Source organism: Devosia psychrophila (genome assembly GCF_000971275.1).
Lineage (GTDB): Bacteria > Pseudomonadota > Alphaproteobacteria > Rhizobiales > Devosiaceae > Devosia > Devosia psychrophila.
In genome coordinates, this window is record NZ_LAPV01000039.1 from 1 (window position 1) to 18,370 (window position 18,370).

General features: G+C 60.8%; 19 protein-coding genes and 1 pseudogene. 10 read left to right on the forward strand and 10 right to left on the reverse strand.

Annotation, left to right across the window (positions count from 1 at the left end; genetic code table 11):
* The 4 genes and pseudogenes from WH91_RS24855 to WH91_RS03410 all read right to left on the reverse strand — a co-directional run.
* A pseudogene (locus tag WH91_RS24855) lies at positions 1–94 on the reverse strand (IS5/IS1182 family transposase); the annotation flags it as partial.
* Between the two features lie 560 nt (positions 95–654).
* Entirely contained in the window at positions 655–1,284 is a 630-nt protein-coding gene (locus WH91_RS03400; RefSeq protein WP_046169616.1) for a transglutaminase-like cysteine peptidase, read from the reverse strand.
* A gap of 239 nt (positions 1,285–1,523) precedes the next feature.
* Positions 1,524–2,156 carry a PilZ domain-containing protein gene (locus WH91_RS03405; RefSeq protein ID WP_074797762.1) on the reverse strand — a complete coding sequence of 211 codons (633 nt, stop codon included), beginning with the start codon at positions 2,154–2,156 and terminating at the stop codon, positions 1,524–1,526.
* A 150-nt stretch (positions 2,157–2,306) separates the two neighbouring features.
* Positions 2,307–2,960: a PAS domain-containing protein gene (locus WH91_RS03410; RefSeq protein WP_046169617.1), complete on the reverse strand. Its 654-nt coding sequence runs from the start codon at positions 2,958–2,960 to the stop codon at positions 2,307–2,309.
* 183 nt (positions 2,961–3,143) lie between these two features.
* Between WH91_RS03410 and WH91_RS03415 the strand changes: the two genes are divergently transcribed.
* Positions 3,144–3,878 (forward strand): rhomboid family intramembrane serine protease, encoded by a 735-nt coding sequence (locus WH91_RS03415; protein WP_046169618.1) that lies wholly within the window; start codon positions 3,144–3,146, stop codon positions 3,876–3,878.
* On the opposite strand, the gene WH91_RS03420 is transcribed toward WH91_RS03415, so the two are convergent.
* The 6 genes from WH91_RS03420 to folE form a co-directional block, all read right to left on the reverse strand.
* Positions 3,875–5,107 carry an OpgC family protein gene (locus tag WH91_RS03420; protein WP_082101974.1) on the reverse strand — a complete coding sequence of 411 codons (1,233 nt, stop codon included), beginning with the start codon at positions 5,105–5,107 and terminating at the stop codon, positions 3,875–3,877. The two genes, WH91_RS03415 and WH91_RS03420, sit on opposite strands and share 4 nt — an antisense overlap.
* The gene (mdoH, locus tag WH91_RS03425) at positions 5,094–6,857 is read right to left on the reverse strand and encodes a glucans biosynthesis glucosyltransferase MdoH (protein WP_074797766.1); all 1,764 of its coding nucleotides are present in this window, start codon (positions 6,855–6,857) and stop codon (positions 5,094–5,096) included. The genes WH91_RS03420 and mdoH overlap by 14 nt, the downstream gene beginning before the upstream one ends.
* Before the next feature lie 15 nt (positions 6,858–6,872).
* Positions 6,873–7,007: a hypothetical protein gene (locus tag WH91_RS25730; RefSeq protein WP_280140251.1), complete on the reverse strand. Its 135-nt coding sequence runs from the start codon at positions 7,005–7,007 to the stop codon at positions 6,873–6,875.
* Positions 6,997–8,523: an OpgD/OpgG family glucan biosynthesis protein gene (locus WH91_RS03430; protein ID WP_199533490.1), complete on the reverse strand. Its 1,527-nt coding sequence runs from the start codon at positions 8,521–8,523 to the stop codon at positions 6,997–6,999. The genes WH91_RS25730 and WH91_RS03430 overlap by 11 nt, the downstream gene beginning before the upstream one ends.
* A 323-nt stretch (positions 8,524–8,846) precedes the next feature.
* Positions 8,847–9,299: a phosphoribosyl-AMP cyclohydrolase gene (gene hisI / locus WH91_RS03435; RefSeq protein WP_046169620.1), complete on the reverse strand. Its 453-nt coding sequence runs from the start codon at positions 9,297–9,299 to the stop codon at positions 8,847–8,849.
* Positions 9,300–9,491: 192 nt separating this feature from the next.
* A complete protein-coding gene (gene folE, locus WH91_RS03440) occupies positions 9,492–10,112 on the reverse strand; it encodes a GTP cyclohydrolase I FolE (RefSeq protein ID WP_046169643.1) in 621 nt (206 codons plus the stop codon).
* A gap of 156 nt (positions 10,113–10,268) precedes the next feature.
* Between folE and WH91_RS03445 the strand changes: the two genes are divergently transcribed.
* From WH91_RS03445 to WH91_RS03485, 9 genes are all read left to right on the forward strand, one after another.
* Entirely contained in the window at positions 10,269–10,721 is a 453-nt protein-coding gene (locus WH91_RS03445) for an iron-sulfur cluster assembly scaffold protein (RefSeq protein WP_046169621.1), read from the forward strand.
* Entirely contained in the window at positions 10,721–11,032 is a 312-nt protein-coding gene (yidD, locus tag WH91_RS03450; RefSeq protein WP_046169622.1) for a membrane protein insertion efficiency factor YidD, read from the forward strand. The genes WH91_RS03445 and yidD overlap by 1 nt, the downstream gene beginning before the upstream one ends.
* 45 nt (positions 11,033–11,077) lie before the next feature.
* Positions 11,078–11,485: a hypothetical protein gene (locus WH91_RS03455; RefSeq protein WP_143078237.1), complete on the forward strand. Its 408-nt coding sequence runs from the start codon at positions 11,078–11,080 to the stop codon at positions 11,483–11,485.
* 120 nt (positions 11,486–11,605) lie between these two features.
* Positions 11,606–13,588 carry a threonine--tRNA ligase gene (thrS, locus tag WH91_RS03460; RefSeq protein WP_046169624.1) on the forward strand — a complete coding sequence of 661 codons (1,983 nt, stop codon included), beginning with the start codon at positions 11,606–11,608 and terminating at the stop codon, positions 13,586–13,588.
* The gene (locus WH91_RS03465; RefSeq protein ID WP_046169625.1) at positions 13,588–13,818 is read left to right on the forward strand and encodes a hypothetical protein; all 231 of its coding nucleotides are present in this window, start codon (positions 13,588–13,590) and stop codon (positions 13,816–13,818) included. Before thrS ends, WH91_RS03465 begins: the two co-directional genes overlap by 1 nt.
* A gap of 150 nt (positions 13,819–13,968) precedes the next feature.
* Positions 13,969–14,400 carry an alternative ribosome rescue aminoacyl-tRNA hydrolase ArfB gene (arfB, locus tag WH91_RS03470; protein ID WP_046169626.1) on the forward strand — a complete coding sequence of 144 codons (432 nt, stop codon included), beginning with the start codon at positions 13,969–13,971 and terminating at the stop codon, positions 14,398–14,400.
* A 117-nt stretch (positions 14,401–14,517) separates the two neighbouring features.
* On the forward strand, positions 14,518–15,882 hold the full coding sequence (locus tag WH91_RS03475; protein WP_046169627.1) for a UDP-glucose dehydrogenase family protein: 1,365 nt from the start codon (positions 14,518–14,520) through the stop codon (positions 15,880–15,882).
* Positions 15,879–16,880, forward strand: a complete 1,002-nt coding sequence (locus WH91_RS03480) for an NAD-dependent epimerase/dehydratase family protein (RefSeq protein ID WP_046169628.1) — start codon at positions 15,879–15,881, stop codon at positions 16,878–16,880. The genes WH91_RS03475 and WH91_RS03480 overlap by 4 nt, the downstream gene beginning before the upstream one ends.
* Positions 16,881–16,897: 17 nt before the next feature.
* Positions 16,898–18,301 carry a phosphohexomutase domain-containing protein gene (locus tag WH91_RS03485; protein ID WP_171910592.1) on the forward strand — a complete coding sequence of 468 codons (1,404 nt, stop codon included), beginning with the start codon at positions 16,898–16,900 and terminating at the stop codon, positions 18,299–18,301.
* Positions 18,302–18,370: the final 69 nt, after the last annotated feature.

An 18,370-nucleotide genomic window follows, 5' to 3' on the forward strand; every position in this document is an offset into this window, starting at 1 on the left:
GATCATCTACCCGGGGCTTGCCGCGCACGTCGGTTGGAAGCAGCGGCTCGATCCGGGCCCACTGCGCATCGGAAAACCAAAAGAAATCACCCATAATCACCGCCTCCTCAATGAGGCAGTGAATCACGGCCCGATTGGTATGGGAATCCACTTATTGGGTCCGGACCCTAGGAAATACTCGCAGCCTTCGAGGCATTTTTGACCGTGCTAGACGCCGTGGAACGAAATTGAGGATGGTGCGTTTTAACGGTGTCCTCCAAAGACAGATGCCGGCCTCAGCGTTACACTCGCTGGGGCTTTTTTGTCTCGATCCTGGATCGGCAGAGGCAAAAGCAATAAGGCCAGCTTCGCGAGAAGCTGGCCTTATTCATCAGTCCCCTATCAGGGATAGGCTGGGTCTTAAGACCCGGGCGGGAACTGGAACCCTCGGAGCTCGCTAACTTAGTGATGCGGGTCTGCAAATGCCGACCCGCTGCGCTTCCGGTGCTCACGTACTTGAACGTACGCTGCGCCATAGCCCTACGAGCGTTCTTCGATTGAAAATGTCCACCGGACATTTTCCAACCAATCTCAGAACTTCTCGCGGCCCGGCATCTTCGCCTCGGCCTGCCTAAGTTTTCTTCGCTCCTCTGTGACAGCGAAACTTGTGAAGTGCTACTTGATGGCGGCGGTGATGGTGATGTTGCGGTCGTCCATCATGTCGACCCACTGGCCGGCATTGGCCTGGGACTGGCGCTTGATGAACTGGTAGGGGGTCTGGCTCCACAGGTCGACCGAGCCGACCTGGTTGTCGAGCACCAGATCGCCGCGATCGGTGCGGACCAGTAGCACCGCATGACCTTCGCCATTAGCCTGCTTGACCACGGTCATCAGCAGGGTGCTGGCTGGCCAGCCGGCGTTGATCAACTCGCGGCGCTTAGCCAGGGCGTAGTCTTCGCAATCGCCGTAGCCGTTGGGATAGGTCCAAAATTCGGAAACCTGATAGAGGTCCTGGTCGGTGACGGGGGTCACGGTCTGGTTGATGTAGGCGTTGACGTTGAGCAGCTGCTGCCAGCGCTGGTCGTCGAGCGGAACGGTCGCGACAGGATTGACATTGGCGCGGCATTCTTCGGGGCGGCTCTTGCAGAATTTGAGATGGCCAACCGGAATGCTGGTAGCAGTAGTGGACGTCTGGATGAACGCGATGTTGGTGGCGTCCTGTGCCTGGACGGGAGCGACGAAAGCGGCGAGCGCCAGGATGGCGCCCAACAACTCGGCTCGCAGTTCCTTTTTGTTCGATGACATTGTGCGGTCTCCCTGATGGAGACCACGTTACGGACTGCGGATTAGGCCGATCCGAAAACTGAGATGCACATTTTATGCGTGTTTTATCGATTAGATTCTGGGGGGATTAACCATGCGGGGCAGGGGATTGGGTGGAAGATCTGCGACGGGGAGTCTTACGCGGCGATCTCGGGTGGCGCTGACATCTCAGGATGGGTTCCGGCCTTCGCCGGAATGACATCGCGGGGGAAGGCAGTGCCTTAGTTCATCCGCAGGTTTTGCTGGATGACGGTGATCATTTCCTGGGCGGAGGCGAATTCGACGGCGACGCCGTTCTGGAAGTGGCGGACGACGCGGGCGCGCATGCGGCCGAGCGTGATCGGCGTGCCCATGGCGGGACGTACGTCGAGTTCGACGGCGGCGCCGGAGAGGGAAATGTCGATGATCTTGCAATTGTAGCGGCGGCCATCGTCGAGGACGACGGTGGAGTGGCGAATATCGGGGACGACGCGCTCGTGGCGGCGGTCTTCCGGGAGATTGAGCACGTCCTTATTGGCGAGCCAGGTCAATTGGGCTGCCATCTTGTCGCGCTTGCGGGGGGAGGCGGCAATATCCATCAGGAAGCCGCCCTCTATCTGGTTCTGAATGGTGCCTTCGATGCGGCCGATGTGGTCGATATAGGCGATGACCTTTTCGCCATCGACACCCGCTACTGGCGCTATGACCGCGGCGTCGCCGGGGGACATTTCGAGAATCTGGCAGGGGAATTCGCGTCGATCGGCCAGCATGTAGCGGCCAAGCACCGAGACGCGGACGCGCTGGAAGCGGCTGGCCTCCGCACGCGTGCGATTGGGGGCGATAAACTGCGATGAAGGAAGGTTGTCGCTCAGCATTTGCCGGACCGCCAGGGCACTCGATGTCCCGAGCAAACTAGCGTGTCTTAGTTAACGCAAAGTGTTTTTGATCGTGGATCGGCGCGGTGAGATTCCGCGCAGATCGCTGATATTTAAATGAAATGCCGCGTTTTTCCTTACGGGCAAATGCTACTGACGGCCGCCGTCGATGACGGCGAGATGGGCGTAGCGGCGGGCGGTGCGGCCATAGACCATGGCGGGCATGGCGATGGGGGCCGGACCGGAGACGAAGTTGCTTTCGTTGACCACGCTCGCGGCGACTTCGCGGACCGAGTCCTCGAAGGCGACATCGTCAGGCCAGATCAGGCGCAGGCCGGTGATACGCTGTTCCATGATGGGCTGCACGCCGAGCCAATAGGGCTCATCGAGGGCCGTCATGGCGCCGAGCAGGCGGGTGTGGGTCGAACCATTGTGACGCAGTGGCATCAGGATGGTTTCGAAGCTGACCTTGGTGTGAAGCGCGGTGGTGCCCTGGAAAGTGACCAGCGCGACGGCGTGATCTTCGGTCACTGCGCGCATCAGGGTTTCCATGGCGTCGTGATCGCGATCATGCCAGAGGGCCGAAAAAGAACGGCTCTTGAGTTCGCGGCAATAGGCCGTGCACAGGTGGCTGCCGGCGAGGCGGAACGAGAAATTTTCGCTCTCGTCCAGTTCCAGGATGAAAGTATTTGCCAGGGCCTCTCGGATACGGGTCGGGTCGATATCCTTGCGATCAGGCGCGCTACGAGCACCACGAATGGTGTTCCAATATTCGTAAAGCGTCCTGGTACTTGTTTTTTGCATTGTTCTCTCGACCCGCCCAATATAGGCGGGCGCTCCCCCCGTGGAGTGCAGCCGCCGCAATGCCGACATTGTCAAAACCCGGCGACAAAAGCCCTCTTAAAGAAGAGTTAAGGTTAACGTCGGCGGCTGCATGTGGAAAAGAACAGCGTAAGGCGCGGGGCGCCAGCGAGTCGGAGCGAAACGATGAATGAACAAAGTCAGTTGCCAGTGAATCCGGGCCAGAGCAGGCGGGAGCCGGTTTTCCTGTTGCCGGGCTCGGTTACGGCGGTGATTGGCGTGCTGATCGCCATTCATTTGGCATCAACCGTGGTTCTAAACCCCGACGGTTATGTGCAGCTGGTGTTCTGGTTTGCCTTCCAGCCGCTGCGCATCGTGGCGGCTGGGAGCGATCCGTCGCTGGCGATTCCGTTGCTGTGGACGCCGTTCAGCCACGCCCTGATGCATGGCGGGTGGGAGCATGTGCTGGTCAACTCGGCCTGGTTCGCGATTTTCGCAACGCCGGTGGCTCGGCGCTATGGGGCTGGGCCGATGCTGGCGATCTTTTTTGTCTCGGCGGCGGCCGGCGCGGCGCTGTTCGCGGCTACGACGCTGCTGTCGGGGGCATATCTGATCGGCGCATCGGGTGGTGTTGCAGGACTGACCGGGGCGGCGTGCCGTTTCATCTTCCAGCCAGTGATCGTGGCGGAGCATCCTGAGACCGGGCAGCGCGTGGTGGTGGGGCGCAAGCTGGCGAGCTTTGCCGACCTGTGGCGCGATAGCCGGGCGCGGTTTTTCATCCTGATCTGGGTGGTCTTGAACGCTGCCGTGCCGCTGCTGCCGTTGGTGACGGGCATGGAAATGTCTGTGGCGTGGCAGGCCCATCTCGGCGGGTTTTTTGCAGGGATACTGCTGGTGGGGCTGTTCGAGCGGAAGAGCTAAGGCTTTGTCGGCGCCTTAATGCGGGTAATTTCAGCCGTCTTGGTGAGCACCCATGCCAGGGCGACAAGGAACAGCAGCCCGGAGCCGAGGATCACGCCGTCGAAGATAGGGTCATTGCCGGGGTGGCCGGCCTTGACCGACTGCAACAGCATGGAGAGCACCGTGCCTGTGGCAAAGACCGCAAGACCTTGGCGACCCATCAGCCGCAAGGGGGTGGCAAAGGCGCCGGCGGCAAAGCGGCGCATGATCGGCAGGTGGCCCAGGAAGTAGAACAGGGCCAGGGCGTGCAGCAGGCGCGGCAGGGAGAGGAAGGTCTTGTCGAACCAGGTGATATAGAAGGGCACACCCAGGCTGCTGAGCCATCCCATGGCACCATTCATCGTGCGACCGACGGGTGGGACTTTCATCCACAGCAGGGTGAAGACGAGAAAAGCGGTCGCAAGCCCAAACAGCACCGGCGACCAGGGGATGAACCGGCCTCCGACCTTCATCGCGGCGCCAGAGAGCAGGCCGATGACGAACAGGATCTGCCAAGAGAATGGGTTGAAGAACCAGCCACCGGGATTGGGGAAGGCCGGCAGGTTGAGGCGGAGCTGGCCGGCTACGATCCAGAGTGCCACCGAAGCGATAAGCACCAACCACGGCCTGCGCAGGCCGGCCATCAGGACAAGGGGGGTGGCCAGCAGCAGGGTCATGTAAAGCGGCAGGATGTTGAGATAGCCGAGCTGGTGGGTCAGCAGCGGAATGCCGATCAGCGTGCCCAGCGGCTGCTGGAACAGCGGGGCGATATTGTTTTTCGTCAGGAGGTCCGTCAGGCCGAACCACTTTGCAGCACCGGCAAAGATTGCCAGGCTGAGCATGGTGATGACGATGTGCACAAAATACAGCTGGCGGGCCCGGGCCCAGACCTTGGCGATGGCGGCCCAGAGACTGCCGCTGCGGAAACGGTTTGAATAGGCGAGGCCTGCCGCCATGCCGGACATGAATACGAAGGCTTCGGCCGCGTCGGAAAAACCGAAATTGCGGTTGGTGAAGGTCTCATAGACCGTGCCGGGTACATGGTTGATGAATATCATCACCAGGGCAAGGCCACGGAACATGTCGAGGCGTTCGTCGCGGCCGCCGAGAGGCGTGGCGGGTTGGGCGGTGGCGGGCGACAAGATGGCGCGGACCCAGCTTGGGCCCAGCAGGCCCGCCGCGCGGTAGGAGGTGGAATCAGGCAGTGACATGCTGCGCGGTTCTCACGGTTATCAGGCCCGCATCCTGCGTCCCCTGACCAGTCCAGGCGGCAAAGATTGCCCGCTGCGCGTCGACGATAGATGGCCGGCTCAATTCCGAGTCGGTCGCGAAAAGTAGTGGCGTGCCGGCATTGCTGGTCGGGCGCGATGTGATGGAGATGAGAAACGGCGCCAGAATTGCCGGGACCATTGCAGGTGCAACCCAGACAGCGCTGGCGGGGGCTAAGATCAGGATGCCGCCGAGCGTCAGTATGGCGATGGCAACAATCCACCAGCTGGCATGAAACGCGGTTTTCAGATCGACCCAATTCTGGCCCCGGGTGGTGGCGGGCCAGCCGCCATCGATCCCGAGCAACACCTGCATGACGGAGCGCGACTGAAGCAGAAGCAGGGTTGGCGCCAACAATGTAGAAACGACGATCTCGCCCAGAACGGAGGCCAGCGACCGCAGAGTCCCGCCGAAACGACGGTTGTGGCCGTCGAACATGCCGCGCGACAGAATGGCGAATTTGGGTAGCAGCAGGACGACAGCTACCGCCACGATCAGAGTCCAGGCGCTGAAGTTGATGTTCACGAAGCCGGGCATGGCCGTGGGCATGTCGGGAAACAAGGCGGCGATCACGCTGGCTGCGAGCAGGAGAAGCCAGAGCGGGGAGGCCATATAGGCCATGATGCCCTGGATGAAGGTAAAACGGCTCCAAATCTTGAGGCCGGGCGCGTCAACCAAGCGAGCGTGCTGTAGGTTTCCCTGGCACCAGCGACGGTCGCGTTTGGCATATTCGATGAGGTTTTCCGGACCTTCTTCGTAGGAACCGGTCATCGATGGGTCGAGATTGACCTTCCAGCCGCCGCGCGAGAGCAGGGCAGCTTCGACATAATCGTGGCTAAGGATATGGCCGCCAAACGGTGGCTTGCCAGATAGCACGGGAAGCCCGCAACACGCTGCAAAGGCCCGCATGCGCACCATCGCGTTATGGCCCCAGTAGGGGCCTTCGTTTCCAGCCATCAGGGCCGCGCCACGGGCGAAAGTGGGAGAGAGATAAGTAGAGGCAAACTGCAGGGACCTACCGAAGAGAGTTCTGGCGTGGATCACGTGAGGAACTGTCTGTAGAAGGCCCAGCTGCTCATCGCCATCCATGCGGCGTGCCATGGCAGCGATGGTGGCGCCTTCCATCAGGCTATCGGCGTCCAGGATCAGCGCGTAGTCATAGGCAGCACCCGACCGCGCAATGAAATCCTCGATATTGCCAGCCTTGCGGCCGATATTGCGCTCACGCCGACGATAGAAGATGCGACCGATGGCGTCGGGCTCCTCAATCAACCGATTGAACCAGACCACCTCCTGGGCGGCAGTTTCCATGACCTGCGTATCGGACAGGATAACGAAATGGAATTTGTGGGAAATCCCGAGGTCCACCAAGCTGCGGTTCATCGCGGCAATGCGCGAGAATGTCGCGATGGGATCCTCGTTGTACACGGGCACCAGGATCGCCGTCATGCCCTGCGGCCCGCCGCCTGATTTGCCGGTGTCGATGCGGACAGGACGGAAAACGCCCAGAATGGCGGCGGAACTGCCCCAGACCAGCCAGAAGCCGCTGAAGGCAACGAGGGCCGTACGCAGAAAGTCAACCGCAGTCAGCCCGCCTTCGCCGGTCAGGCGCAGGAAAACATGCGCCCCCAGCACGGTGAGGGTCGCTGCTACCGACAATGTGGCCAATCGAAAAAACGCAGGTAGAAACATGCAGTACCCGAGGACCTAGCGCCCGGTAAGAGCGGACAGCGTCATACGCAGCAAGTCGAGGAGACTGCGGCGCTCAAGCATCTGCTTTGGCATGTCCAAGGGGGCATCGGGCAAGGCCCGGGCGAACGGAAAATCTGCACTATGCTTCATGCGAGGGCCTCCACTGATAGAGCCAAGTTTCAGTCAGTTTTCGGCCAAGGCCCATTACATAGGCCTTGAGCTCAACGCTGGTGGAATCACCGGTTTCTACGTCGAGCACGAGACGCCACACTCCATTCGCATCAACACGGGAAAGCACGGAACTTGTTATAGTTCCGCCTGTTGCCTCGGCCACTGCCTCGAGTTGGGTCTCATCCATCATGCCTGCGAGCTCGCCACCCGCAAAATCGACGACGAATTTCTTGAAATTCTCAACAGCTTCAACGCCGGATACACCGCCGATGCCGCTGCGAGTTTCCTTTACATGAGCAATCGGACTCGCCGAATCCGGATTGAGGTCGCCCCAGACCATGCGGTAGCTCAATTCACGCGAGCTGCCGGCGGTGGCCTTTTCCTCGGGGATCCAGAAGGCGGCGATATTGTCGTCACCTTCAAGCCGCGATGGAATTTCGACCAGGCGGATATGACCCTGGCCCCAGTTGCCGATCGGCTCGATGCGCAGCGATGGACGACGCTCGTAATGGGCGCCGGCATCCTGATAGCTTTCGAAGTCGCGGCCGCGTTGATACAGGCCGAAGGCGCGTGGATTGTTTTCCCAGAAATAGGCGGTGCCAAGCGTCGCGGCGTTGTTGAGCGCGCGCCAGGTGACTTCGCCAGCTTCATTCTGGATCAGCAGGCCATTGCTGTCGTGGACCTGCGGACGGTAATCGTTGAAGCCGGTGCGGTTGGCCTCGGCGAAAAGATACATCGAGGTCAGCGGGGCAATGCCCAGTTCCTTGACGTCGCCGCGGAAATACAGCCGCGCAGTGACTTCCAGCGTGGTTTCCTGGTGCGCTTCGCCGGCCGGTGTCAGCACAAAGCGATAGGCGCCGGCAACCGACTGGCTTTCTAGGGCCGCATAGATGGTCATCGAGGTGCCAACCGAGGTGGGCTTTTCGACGTAGAACTCGGAGAAGCGCGGAAATTCTTCCGGGCCTTCAATCCAGGTGTTCATCAGCAGGCCGCGGGCCGAGAGGCCATAATTGTTGTTGCGGCCGAGGGCGCGGAAGTAGCTGGCGCCGAGGAACGACACGACCTCGTCGAAGCGATCGGGGCTATTCATTGCCGCGTTGATGCGGAAGCCGGCGACGCCTGGAAAGGTTTCAACGCCTGCGGCAGCGTTGGCCACTGCGTCATCGTGATAATCGAAATCGGCCGCGCTAAAACCGATCGAGCGGGCCTTGCCGCCGACGATCTCGAAAACCTGCACAGGCTCGGGGAATAGCCAACCCATATGGAAGGCCTGCATGCGATAGCCGATTCCGTCATCGACCCATTTGCTGGCATCGGTGCGATACTGGATGCGCCGGTAAGCGTCGTAGTCGAGATTGGCGAAGGCCTCGGGCAGGTCGCGCGACGGAGGGACGAACTCTGCAGCTGCAATTTCCTGCATGCGCGCACTGAAGCTGTCGAAGTCGAAAGCAAACTCTGCGTCCGGCGCCACCTGAGCAAATGCGGGCGCGGTCAAGGCAGTGGTGCTTAAAAGAGATATCGCAACGATTCCTTGAAGGAACCGACGGCGAGTTGGCATGTTTGTAAGGTGACGCTTCAACGCTAATGCCCTGTGGGTCTTGTTAAGCCGACTTCTTCGGCAAAGCTCGAACGCCGCATAGTGCAAATAGTTGTTGCATATGGGACCTTCTCAAAAGGCATAGCTCGTACCGGGTCAAACCCGACGAAAAATGCCGTTGTCCCTAAGAGTTCCAAGATTCTTGCCAGAATAAGGCGATAGGTCAAAAGAGCTCACGAAACCGTGCGCAATCAGCAGTTCGTCGCAAAACTGTCACCTAGTCAGCCGCGGTAGACCTGCTTGGGGTCGAACAGCTTTGGCAGGCCGGTATCTTGCAGGGTGACGGCTCCGCCATTGACCGTCGCACGACGGTAAAAGCAGCTTTTGCGACCGGTGTGGCAAGCGGCGCCGCGGCCGGTCTGGTTTACCATCAGGACGATGGCGTCCTGATCGCAGTCGACACGCAGCTCGACAACCTCCTGCAGTTCGCCTGAGGTTTCACCCTTCTTCCAAAGCTTTGCGCGCGAGCGGGACCAATAATGGGCCAACCCGGTTTCAAGGGTCAGCGACAGCGCCTCGGCATTCATATGCGCCAGCATCAGCACGTCATTGCTGCCGGCCTCGATTGTGACGACGGTCACGAGGCCATGTGCGTCGAAGCGCGGAGCGAAGGCCGTGCCTTCCTCAAGCTGGTCATGGGTAAGGGGCGCAGGATCGGAGAATGTGAGGGTCATAGGGCCTTTTAGCGCCGCAAGGGCGAATGATCCAGATGGAGCAGCGGCTCATCTTCCCATTGGACATCCTCACACGAGGGTAGGAATGGGATCCAACTTGCAGCACGTCTGGGCCATTCGAGCATAGCTCTCATGGCCTCCTCGCCTCAAATCGCTCCGCTGGAGCGATCCGCCCTACGGAACGGTTCGGAGTCAGCGCTTGATCATGGCGAAGAATCGGTCCTGCTCGTGGCGGTCCTCGGCGAACACTCCGGTGAAACGCTGGGTGATGGTGGAGGCGCCATGGGCGCGGACGCCGCGCATCGACATGCACATGTGTTCGGCCTCGAGCATGACGGCGGCACCGCGCGGGCCAAGATGCTCGTTGATGGCGTCGATGATCTGCGCGGTCAGGTTTTCCTGGGTCTGCAGGCGGCGGGCGAAGCTTTCCACCAGACGAGCAAGCTTGGATAGGCCGACGACGCCATCATGGGGCAGATAGGCGATATGGGCCTTGCCGATGAATGGCACCATGTGGTGCTCGCAATGCGAACTGAACGGGATATCCTTGACCAGGACGATATCATCGTAGCCGCCGACTTCCTTGAAAGTCTTCGACAGTATGGTGCTGGCGTCCTGCTCGTAGCCGGAGAACAATTCCCCGTAGGCGCGGGTGACGCGCGCCGGGGTTTCGAGCAGGCCTTCGCGGTTGGGGTTATCACCGGCCCAGGCGAGCAGCGTGCGCACGGCGGCTTCGGCTTCCTCGCGGCTGGGACGAGGATAGGGGGCTGTGGACATCAAGACAGAGCCGAACGGCTTGGAGGGGGCATCCATCGTGGTCAGCTCCTGTGCACTTGGCCATTCTACGAGGCCAGAGCGATCTTGGATCATTTGGATCATCAGGGGGAAACAGCGACCCTGACAGCCCGCGTGGGACACCCTATATAAGGGGGCGGGGCAGCGCTCACAAGAAACAGAATTGTTTGGTTGATGGAACTCAGCGATCTCTATTCCCAGAAAATCTTGGACCTGGCGGGCAATGCGCTGCAGCCGGCGCGGTTAGCGCAGCCTGATGCCACTGCGCGCAAGGTGAGCCGGGTATGCGGCTCGGTGATCGAGGTGGACGTGGTGGTGCGCAGCGGAGTGATCGTGGCCTATGGCCACGACGTTTCAGCCTGTGCGCTGGGACAGACCTCTGCGGCGGTGGTGGCGCGGGAGATTGTCGGAACGCCGGTGGGTGAGTTCCGGGAAGTGAGAGCGCAGATGTATGCCATGCTCAAGGAGGATGGCGCGGCGCCGGGGGGCAAGTGGAGCGACCTGACGTATCTTGAGCCGGTGCGAGAATACCGCGCGCGGCATATGTCAACGCTGCTGGTGTTTGATGCGGTGGTTGAGGCGCTGGAAAAGATCGAGTCGGCAGAATCGGTTGTGGTCGAAGGCTGATGGATCGAGTCAGCGGGCTGTTCTGGCGGGTGGTCGATCTGCCGTTCAAAATCGCGGCAGTGTTTTTGATCACGCTGTATCGCTACACGCTGTCGATGTTCATGGGACGAAGTTGCCGGCACCTGCCCACCTGTTCGGAGTATACCCGCGACGCGATCTGGAACTTCGGCTTTTGGCCGGGCGGCTGGATGGGGCTGGCGCGCTTCGTGCGCTGCCGTCCGGGTGGCACGCATGGCTATGACCCGGTGCCGGAGGCGGTGCCGTCCGATGCACACTGGTACCAGCCGTGGGGTTATGGGCGCTGGAAATAAAATATGTAGGTCGAATGACCAGTCTTAGTGAGAAGTAAGCAGACATTGGATAAGGCTGTTCTAACCATCGTAGCCGGATCGGCTATTCTGCTTTTCGGCAGCACATTTGTGTCTGCTCAAGCGATGCCGTCCAAGGGCGAAGACTTACCGGCCGCGATTGTGCGATTGATGGACAAGTACAGGCCGGCCCTTGGAATTACGATCATAACGGGCGAAATCTGCGACACAGTCACGGAGCGCTCGTTGCACGAGGCTAGTGAATCCCTTGGTTTCCTCACGCCCGAGATATGGACGGCTGGATTTGGTCATCCTCTTGCTCCTAAGGGAGCACTAAGGGCTAAGTTTTCCCGGGATGCGCAGTTTCTCCGCAATCAACATCTGCTCATCTTTGTGAACGACGCCTACGACTACTGCGAGGCGAAGATCGAAAACGTTTCCGGTTTTGATTTCTGACCATATTGTGGCACGGACCAAAAGGGCGCGGCATTGGGCTGGCAGTGAACGAAAACCGTGCTAGACAGGCCGCCTTGTTGCTGAAAAGGCAGCAGCGAACCCTATTTCTGGAGATCTACAATGACGATCAAGGTGACGTTCCCCGACGGTGCAGCTCGCGACTATGCGCGTGGCACTACCGGGACCACCGTGGTCGAAGGCATCTCCAAGAGCCTGGCCAAAAAGACGGTGGCGATGCGCTGGAATGGCGTGCTGAGCGACCTTTCCGATGCGCTGGACGCCGATGGCAAGATCGAGTTCGTGACGCGCGACAGTGGGTCCAAGGACGTGCTGGAGCTGATCCGGCACGATGCGGCGCATGTGCTTGCCGAAGCGGTGCAGGAGCTGTGGCCGACGACGCAGGTGACGATTGGGCCGGTTATCGAGAACGGCTTCTATTACGATTTCAAGCGCGACGAACCGTTCGGCGAGGAAGACTTCCCGGCTATCGAGAAGAAGATGGCCGAGATCATCGAACGCGGCGCGGCCTTCACCAAGGAAGTCTGGACGCGCGACCAGGCCAAGGCGTTTTTCAATGCCCGGGGCGAAAACTTCAAGGTCGAGCTGGTCGATGCCATTCCTGCGGACCAGTCGCTCAAGATGTACAAGCAGGGCCAGTGGATCGATCTTTGCCGTGGACCACACATGCGCACGGTCAAGGATGTCGGCATGGCGTTCAAGCTGACCAAGGTTGCCGGTGCCTACTGGCGCGGCGACAGCAATAATCCGGTGCTGAGCCGCATCTACGGCACGGCATTTGCGACCAAGGAAGAGCTGGAAGCCTATCTGCACATGGTGGAAGAGGCCGAAAAGCGCGACCACCGCAAGATTGGCCAGGAAATGGACTTGTATCATTTCCAGTCGGAGGCGCAGGGTTCGGTGTTCTGGCACCCGCGGGGCTTCGTGCTGTATAATCAGATGGAGGCGTATATTCGTCGCCGCCTGAATTCGTCCGGCTATGTCGAGGTGAAGACACCGCAGCTGATGTCTTCCAAGTTCTGGGAGCAGTCGGGCCATTGGGGCAAGTATCGCGAAAACATGTTCGTGGTGCCGGACGAAGTGCCCGGCACGGAAGAAACCGGGCCGGTGCTGAGCGGCAAGGGCGATCTGATGGCGCTCAAGCCGATGAACTGCCCGGCACATGTGCAGATCTTCAACCAGGGCATCAAGTCATATCGCGATCTGCCTCTGCGGATGGCGGAATTTGGTTGCTGCCATCGCAACGAAGCGCACGGCGCGCTGCATGGGCTGATGCGCGTTCGTCAGATGACGCAGGACGATGCGCATATCTTCTGCCGCGAGGACCAGATCCAGGCCGAGACAGAGCATTTCGTGCATCTGCTGTATTCGGTTTATGGCCACATGGGCTTTGAGAACGTCGTCATCAAGCTGGCGACGCGTCCGGAGAAGTTCGGCGGCACCATCGAGCGCTGGGACGCGGCCGAAAAGGCACTGGGCGATGCTCTGCGCGCCACCGGCTATGATTTCGAGATCGCCGAGGGGGAGGGCGCGTTCTATGCGCCCAAGCTAGAATTTCACCTCAAGGACGCTATCGGGCGGTCGTGGCAGGTGGGAACGCTGCAGCTCGACTACGTGCTGCCGGAACGGCTCGACGCGACCTATATCGCCGAGGACGGGTCACGACAGTATGCAGTGATGCTGCATCGCGCGATCCTCGGGTCGCTGGAGCGCTTCATCGGCATGATGATCGAGAACTATGCCGGCCGGATGCCGATGTGGCTAGCACCGACGCAGGTTGTCGTGGCGACCATCGTGTCGGACGCTGATGACTATGCGGTCAAGCTGGTGAACCAGCTCAAGGCGGCGGGTATTCGGGCCGAGCTGGACGTGCGCAACCAGAAGATCAACTACAAGGTGCGCGAGCACTCGGTCGGCAAGGTGCCGCTGATGTTCGTGGTGGGCAAGCGCGAGGCCGAGGAGGGTACTGTTTCCGTTCGCCGTCTCGGTAGCGACGGCCAGAAGGTCGAGCCGTTCATGGATGCGATGGTGGCGCTGATCGCCGAAGCGACCGCGCCGGATCTCAAGGTTGCAAAGGCCGCCTGATGCCACAGCGTCCGTCCAATCGCGAAATCAAGGCCCTGTCGCTGCTCGGCGAAGAGAAAGCGCTGGGGCCGGGTGACTTCAAGGATATCGGCGAAAAGGTCTTCGCCGGTATGCTGAAGAAGGGCTGGGTCGTCGAAGCCGAGGGCATGCCGGGGAAGTACAGGGCGACGATCAAGGGGCTCACTATTCATGAGGGTGAGATTATCTTCGCGGGTCGGTACCGAAACTAGGGCGGAAGAGTTCTTGTTGGATACCCCCTCCTAGCCTCCCCCCTGATAGGGGGAGGAGCCTGGGTGGTGGTTGTCTGAGATTGTGCAACGCATGCGATGGTGTTCCTCCCCCTTTTCAGGGGGAGGCTAGGTGGGGGTATTCTTTCTGTCATGCCTGACCCCATCCACATCACCCGATTCATTTTCATCGATCCGTCGGAGATCGAGGAAACGTTCGTGCGCGGGACCGGTCCGGGCGGGCAGAATGTGAACAAGGTGTCGAGCGCGGTGCAGCTGCGCTTTGACCTAACGAATTCTCCCAATATTCCCGAGGCGATGAAGCGTCGCGTTGGCGTGCTGGCGGGCAAGCGGCTGACCAAGGATGGCGTGATTGTCATCGTCGCCAACTCGCATCGAGACCAGCCGATGAATCGGTCGGATGCACAGGAACGGCTGGTGGCTATGCTGGTAGAGGGATCGCATGTGCCCAAGGCGCGGGTGGCGACGCGGCCGACGCTGGCAAGCAAGCGGCGGCGGTTGGACGCCAAGTCGGTGCGTTCGGACGTCAAGAAAATGCGCGGCCCGCCGTCGGATGGGCAATGAGATGTGCCGCAGGCGCCTCGATCACCATGCAAGCACGACATCAGACGATCAAATATGGCGTGTAGCGATAGAGGCAACCGCGCTAGATATTGTTCGGGTTGCAGGGGATAGCCTCCAATGAAAATTGCCATTGTCGGAGCAGGGTATGTCGGGCTGGTAACGGGGGCGTGCTTCGCCGATTTTGGTCATGACGTGGTTTGTGTCGACAAGGACCAGCCCCGGGTCGATGCCTTGAACCGCTGCGAAGTCCCGATTTATGAACCCGGATTGGTCGAACTGCTCAGGAGCAACCTGGGCGCCGGCCGGCTGACATTTACCACCGACCTCAAGCTTGCCGTGGCCGGCGCCGAAGTGGTGTTCATCGCTGTAGGGACGCCATCGCGTCGTGGCGATGGCCATGCAGACCTGACGTATGTCCACGAAGCGGCACGGCAGATTGCGACGGCGGTGAGCGGCTTCACCTTGGTGGTGACCAAATCGACGGTGCCGGTGGGGACCGGCGATGAGGTTGCCCAGATCATTGCCACTACCAACCCAGAAGCCGATATAGCGGTGGTCTCGAACCCCGAATTCCTGCGCGAGGGCGCAGCGATTGAGGATTTCAAGCGGCCGGACCGCATCGTGGTGGGGATCGAGGACGAGCGCGCGCGGGCTGTGATGACCGAAGTGTATCGGCCGCTATATCTCAACCAGGCGCCGCTGATGTTTACCGGGCGGCGTACGGCCGAACTGACCAAGTATGCGGCCAATGCCTTCCTGGCGATGAAGGTCACTTTCATCAACGAGATTGCCGATCTGTGCGAGGCGACCGGAGCCGATGTGCAGCAGGTGGCGCGTGGGATTGGGCTGGATAACCGGATCGGGGCAAAGTTTCTGCATGCCGGGCCCGGCTACGGTGGTTCGTGCTTTCCCAAGGACACGCTGGCACTGGTCAAGATAGGGCAGGATCATGATAGCCCGATGCGGCTGGTCGAGACCACCATCGCCATCAACGAGCAGCGCAAGCGGGCGATGTCGCGCAAAGTGATCGCGGCTTGTGGCGGCGATGTGCGCGGCAAGACGATTGGCGTGCTGGGACTGACGTTCAAGCCCAATACCGATGACATGCGCGAGGCGCCTTCGATCGATATCATCCAGGGGCTGGTAGATCGGGGTGCTCATGTCGTGGCTTATGACCCGCAGGGCATGGTGGCGGCGCGGATGCTGGTCGATGGAACGGTGGATTTTGCCGACAGCGCCTATGAAGTGGCAGTCGATGCCGATGCGCTTGTGCTGGTGACGGAATGGAACGAGTTTCGTTCGCTTGATCTCGCGCGTATCAAGGCGGCTATGAAATCCGCAGTGTTCGTCGATCTCCGCAATATCTACAGGCGTGACGAGGTCGTTAGACACGGCTTCGACTACACCAGTATTGGCAGGCCAGCCGGCGCGATTGCCGATGGCGTGCCGGAATCGGTCGGCGCCGCCGGGGAGCCGCTGTGAGGATTCTCGTGACCGGCACCGCCGGCTTTATCGGCTTTCACCTGGCGCGGCGGCTGCTGGCCGAGGGCCACCAGGTTACCGGGTTTGACGGGCTAACAGATTATTACGATCCGGCGCTGAAGCGGGCCCGGCTGGCAATATTGCATGGGCAGGACCGCTTCGTGCAGATCGAGGGCATGCTGGAAGACGCTGCGGCGCTGACAAATGCGGTAGCGTCTAGTGCGGCTGAGATCGTCGTGCATCTCGCGGCGCAGGCTGGGGTGCGGTACAGCCTCGAGGCGCCGCAGAGCTATATCCAGTCCAATGTGGTGGGGACGGCAAATCTGCTCGAAGCGCTCCGCCATCACAAGCCGAAGCACCTGATCTTCGCATCGACCAGCTCGGTTTATGGTGGCAATACCAAGCTTCCCTTCGCCGAGACGGATCGGGCGGATGGGCCGGTTTCGCTTTATGCGGCGACCAAGAAATCGGGCGAGGCGATGGTGCATTCCTACGCCCATCTGTTCGAGATCCCATCGACCTGCGTGCGGTTTTTTACGGTGTATGGCCCCTGGAGCCGGCCGGACATGGCGCCGATCAAGTTTTTGTCCGCCATGCTGGAAGGGCGGGCCATCGACGTCTATGGTTTTGGCAAGATGCGACGTGATTTCACCTATATCGATGATCTGGTGGCGGCGATTGCGGCGTTGATGGATAAGGCGCCGGAGACCGGCAAGCCGGTGGAGCAAGACAGCCTGTCGGCGGTAGCGCCGTTTCGGACGGTCAATATTGCTGGTGGCAAGCCGACGGCGCTGATGGATTTTATCCGGACGCTGGAGCGGGCTGCCGGGGTTGAGGCCAAGCTCAACATGTTGCCGATGCAAGCGGGTGATGTGGTGGCAACCGACTCTGACACCCGCCTGTTGCGGGCGCTGATCGGGACCGTGCCGGAGACGCCGGTGCAGTTGGGCGTGGCGCGGTTCGCGGAATGGTACAAGCAGCACTATGGATATAATTGATTGTGTTGGAGAATTCAGTGTTGGATAGCAGCCTGAAATTTGGCACCAGCGGACTGCGCGGGCTCGCTGTGGAACTGCAAGGGCAGGCGGCCCGTCGCTATACGGCGGCTTTCCTGCACCATCTGAAGAGCCTCGGTCAGGACAGTGGCGGCCGGGTATTCCTGGCGCAGGATTTCCGCCCATCGAGCCCGGCTATCGCGGCCGATTGTGCGGCGGCGATTGTCGCGGCGGGACTGACGCCAGTGGATTGCGGGGCAATTCCGACGCCGGCGCTAGCCTATCATGCAATGGCGGCGGGTTGCCCGGCGATCATGGTGACGGGCAGTCATATTCCCGTTGATCGCAATGGACTGAAATTCTACGTGCCGGGCGGGGAGATCAGCAAGGCCGACGAAGCCGGCATTCTGGCGGCTTTGGGCGATGATCCTGTTGCTGACCTGACTGAGGTTGTTTCCGACGAGGGCGACGCGGCGACGGGGCGGTACTTCGCCCGGTTTGCCAGTCTCCTGCCGGAGGGTGCTCTTGCCGGGGTGCGCGTGGGGGTATTCGAGCACTCCACCGTGGCGCGCGATCTGCTGACCCGCATCCTGCAGCATTTTGGGGCGGAGACGATCGCCCTCGACCGCCGTGACAGCTTCGTGGCGGTGGACACCGAGGCGTTCAGCGACGCGGTGTTTGCGCCGCTGGCGAGTTGGGTGCAGCAGCATGGCCTCGATGCGGTGGTCTCGGCTGATGGTGACGGTGACCGGCCGCTGCTGATGCATGCAGGGGGCGAGTTCGTGCGCGGCGACGTGCTTGGGCTGATTACGGCGCGCTATCTCGGCGCGCGGACCGTGGTGACGCCCGTGACTTCAAATTCGGGGATCGAGCGGACGGGCTCCTTCAGCCGCGTGGTGCGGACCCGGGTGGGGTCGCCGTATGTGATCGAGGGGATGATGGGCGCGACGGGCTCGGTGATCGGGTTCGAGGCCAATGGCGGGACATTCGTGGGCGACGGGGTGAGCGTTGCCGGGAAGCCGCTGTCACCGCTGCCGACACGCGACGCCATCTTGCCACTGCTCTGCGTGCTGGGACTGGCGGCGGGCAAGGGCGTCGGTGTGGCGGAGCTGGTAGCGGCCCTGCCGTTGCAGCATGCGCTGGCCGATCGTTTGCAGAATGTGCCAAACGAGCGCAGTGCAGCTTTCCTGACACGGCTGTCTGGTGACGAGGCCTATGCCCGTGAGCTGTTTACGCCGTATGGCATTGCGGAGCTGACGCAGATCGATGGACTGCAATTTCGCACTGGGTCGGGTGACATGGTGCATTTCAGGGCGTCGGGCAATGCGCCGGAGCTGCGCTGTTATGTTGAGGGTAGCACTGCCGAGGTGGCTCGGGAATTGCTGGACTGGGGTTTGAGAATTGCGGCTAGCGAGACGGCTTAGTAATCGGCCGGAAGGGTTTTCCTGGGGTACCCCCACCTGCCATTCGGGCATAGCCCTCATGGCCTTATC

Excerpts from the sequence above, each read along its gene's own strand:
- WH91_RS03400 (WP_046169616.1), bottom strand. The coding sequence starts at position 1,284 with ATGTCATCGAACAAAAAGGAACTGCGAGCCGAGTTGTTGGGCGCCATC.
- WH91_RS03405 (WP_074797762.1), bottom strand. The coding sequence starts at position 2,156 with ATGCTGAGCGACAACCTTCCTTCATCGCAGTTTATCGCCCCCAATCGC.
- WH91_RS03410 (WP_046169617.1), bottom strand. The coding sequence starts at position 2,960 with ATGCAAAAAACAAGTACCAGGACGCTTTACGAATATTGGAACACCATT.
- WH91_RS03415 (WP_046169618.1), top strand. The coding sequence starts at position 3,144 with ATGAATGAACAAAGTCAGTTGCCAGTGAATCCGGGCCAGAGCAGGCGG.
- WH91_RS03420 (WP_082101974.1), bottom strand. The coding sequence starts at position 5,107 with ATGTCACTGCCTGATTCCACCTCCTACCGCGCGGCGGGCCTGCTGGGC.
- mdoH (WP_074797766.1), bottom strand. The coding sequence starts at position 6,857 with ATGTTTCTACCTGCGTTTTTTCGATTGGCCACATTGTCGGTAGCAGCG.
- WH91_RS25730 (WP_280140251.1), bottom strand. The coding sequence starts at position 7,007 with ATGAAGCATAGTGCAGATTTTCCGTTCGCCCGGGCCTTGCCCGATGCC.
- hisI (WP_046169620.1), bottom strand. The coding sequence starts at position 9,299 with ATGACCCTCACATTCTCCGATCCTGCGCCCCTTACCCATGACCAGCTT.
- folE (WP_046169643.1), bottom strand. The coding sequence starts at position 10,112 with ATGGATGCCCCCTCCAAGCCGTTCGGCTCTGTCTTGATGTCCACAGCC.
- WH91_RS03445 (WP_046169621.1), top strand. The coding sequence starts at position 10,269 with ATGGAACTCAGCGATCTCTATTCCCAGAAAATCTTGGACCTGGCGGGC.
- yidD (WP_046169622.1), top strand. The coding sequence starts at position 10,721 with ATGGATCGAGTCAGCGGGCTGTTCTGGCGGGTGGTCGATCTGCCGTTC.
- thrS (WP_046169624.1), top strand. The coding sequence starts at position 11,606 with ATGACGATCAAGGTGACGTTCCCCGACGGTGCAGCTCGCGACTATGCG.
- WH91_RS03465 (WP_046169625.1), top strand. The coding sequence starts at position 13,588 with ATGCCACAGCGTCCGTCCAATCGCGAAATCAAGGCCCTGTCGCTGCTC.
- arfB (WP_046169626.1), top strand. The coding sequence starts at position 13,969 with ATGCCTGACCCCATCCACATCACCCGATTCATTTTCATCGATCCGTCG.
- WH91_RS03475 (WP_046169627.1), top strand. The coding sequence starts at position 14,518 with ATGAAAATTGCCATTGTCGGAGCAGGGTATGTCGGGCTGGTAACGGGG.